Source organism: Thermogutta sp. (genome assembly GCF_014359955.1).
GTDB lineage: Bacteria > Planctomycetota > Planctomycetia > Pirellulales > Thermoguttaceae > Thermogutta.
In genome coordinates this window covers 1-2,522 of the sequence record NZ_JACIYL010000661.1, presented here as the reverse complement: position 1 = coordinate 2,522, position 2,522 = coordinate 1, and the positions used below count along the sequence as shown (strand labels likewise).

Annotated in this window: 2 protein-coding genes; one reads left to right on the top strand and one right to left on the bottom strand. The window is 58.5% G+C overall.

What is annotated here, in order from left to right:
• A partial coding sequence (locus tag H5U08_RS15580; protein WP_297035098.1) for a mannonate dehydratase occupies positions 1–1,162 on the top strand: 1,162 nt, incomplete at its 5' end.
• A gap of 123 nt (positions 1,163–1,285) precedes the next feature.
• On the opposite strand, the gene H5U08_RS15575 is transcribed toward H5U08_RS15580, so the two are convergent.
• Positions 1,286–2,522: hypothetical protein (locus H5U08_RS15575; protein ID WP_297035095.1), on the bottom strand; the 1,237-nt coding region annotated here is incomplete at its 5' end.

The window sequence follows — 2,522 nt, the reverse complement described above, 5'->3', positions numbered from 1 at the left end:
GATTCCCTCAAGTTCCCTCAAGGGAGCTGTCCTGTCTGTACCCCCCTATTCCCCGCGGGTGAATACGACGGGCCAGGGCACCAAATGTGACAGGGAGGACCATATGAAACTCGGGTTTGGGTTATACCGCCACCAACTCACGACGGACAATTTTCGTTTCGCCCGCCAATGCGGGGCGGAGTGGCTGGTGGTGCATCTTGTGGATTATTTTCGCGGGCAAGGTGCTGCTGATAATCAGCCGGTAGGTGACGACGCCTGGGGCTGGGCAGGCGATCCTCATGACCCTGTGTGGTCCGAAAAGTTTCTGGCTCAGTTGCAGGAGGAGGCTGAAAAACACGGCTTGAAAATCTGGGCCATCGAAAATTTTGACCCGAGCATGTGGTACGACATCCTGCTGGATGGTCCTCGCAAGGAAGAACAGGTGCAGCTTTTGCAGGATGTCATTCGACGGCTTGGCCGGGTGGGGATTCCGGTGATGGGGTATAACTTCTCCATCGCTGGGGTAGCCGGGCGGAAAATCGGTCCGCTTGCCCGGGGTCACGCCGAGACTGTCTTCGTCGATGGTCCCGATGAGCGTCCCATTCCCGAGGGGATGGTCTGGAACATGTGGTACCGGGAACGCGGGGCCGGCCACATCCCATTTTTTCCTCATGACGAACTCTGGCGGCGGCTGAAATGGTTTCTCGATCGCCTCGTTCCGGTCGCCGAGCAGGCCGGAGTCCGACTCGCAGCCCATCCCGACGACCCACCGTTTCCTGTACTTCGTCAGACGCCGCGACTGATTTACGAACCATGGATGTTTCAGAAGCTGATAGACCTTCACCCGAGCCCCGCCAACGCCCTCGAGTTTTGCGTCGGCACAGCGGCGGAAATGCAGGGAGAGGGGGATCTGTATGATGTGATCGACTCATGCAGTCGGCAAGGCAGGATCGCGTACCTCCATCTCCGTAATGTCAGAGGCAAGATTCCCAGCTATCAGGAAACGTTCCTCGACGAGGGAGACGTCGATGTCCGCAAAGTGCTCCAGATTCTCCACAGAAACAATTTCGACGGCGTGATCATCCCTGACCACACACCTCTTCTTTCCTGCGCCGCCCCCTGGCACGCAGGGATGGCCTATGCGATGGGCTATATCCGCGCTATGCTCCAATCGCTCGAGTAATCGGCGACAAACCGTTTGGACATCATCCATCCCGAGTGACGACGAACGTGGCTTTTCCACGATGTGCGTCCGCTGCGCTTCCCACCCACTGGCCCAGCCAGCGCAGCACCAATCTCCGGAAGATCAATGGAGATAAGTGTGCTTGAGTTCGGAAAGGACTTCCACGACCGGCTTGAAACGCCGAGTCAGGTCGAGCAATCCGGAATGGGGAAACTCATGCGGCTGAAAATCTGCCCAGTTTGACCACAAAAAACCCCTGACGAAAGGTTTGGCGAGAGCCATCAGAAAATAGCTTCTTGTCCATCGAGATTGCTCTTCTGGTGTCCACTCACAGTGGACGGGGCGCGTCTTGCCAGTGGCCAGCGGGTCAGGACTCGTTTGACTCGGTGCGGAGAATCGTACGTAAATGGGCAACCCCATTTGTCCCCAATATTCGAGCTGCCGGTGCCATTCGAGGACGTCCCGAAGGTATGAACCACCGGGAATGTAGCCCAGATCAACTTCCAGGATCAGGGCATCCAAACCCACCCTCGCGCGAATCAGGGCGTCCACAACGAACGGCGCCGGATACTGACATTCCCGCATCCGCAAATCCTCGAGCCATGGTTGCCGAATGCTCAGAGCGATCACGGCCCCGGGATCCAGCTCTCGAGCCATTTGAACGGCGCCCGCCACAAAGGCCGCCAATTTGTCTTCAGGCATGGGGAAAGGCGTTGTTACGTTCAGCGGCCCGGCCACCTCCCAAAAATCCACCCGCCCGCGGTAGCGCCGCACGGTTGCTTCGATGAATGAAAAGGCACTCCGCTGAATGAGGGACCAGGGTTGCTCGAAGTCGATCCAGGAAGGCACGCCCTGGGGGCGAAGGTCAAGAAGCGGCCCCAACCCACGGTACATTCCTGTCTCTCGGGACCACAGTAACCACCGATCCGGCCAGTCAAATGAGTATTGCTCTGGGTCGGGCGCCCCAGCCTTCCACGGGAAAGCCGCAACCGTCGCGTTGGAAAAGTCCACAAGCCGTTCCGTTGCCGATGAGTCGGGAAGCACTTCGCTCAGTGTCACCCCAAGCCAAAACGGTATTCTGCCCCGAGACAGAACCTTCCGCACAGAGATGGCCTGCGCGATGTAACGCTGACAGAGCGTCGAGGAGGCCTCGAGGGCCAACTGGAGTCCCTCCCAGGCCAGCTTTGGTGCGGCGTGCTCCCCGGAGCTTTTCACGATCGCCTGGACGAGGAGCTTTGTGGCCTGATCAATCTGCTCCGCAACAGGGCTTGGCACGTCAAGCCCCAGGAGCTGCCATTCCTCCATCTGGTTGCGGAGATGGCCTACCTGGCCTCTTGTAAGCTCTAACAAAAGGTCGTAG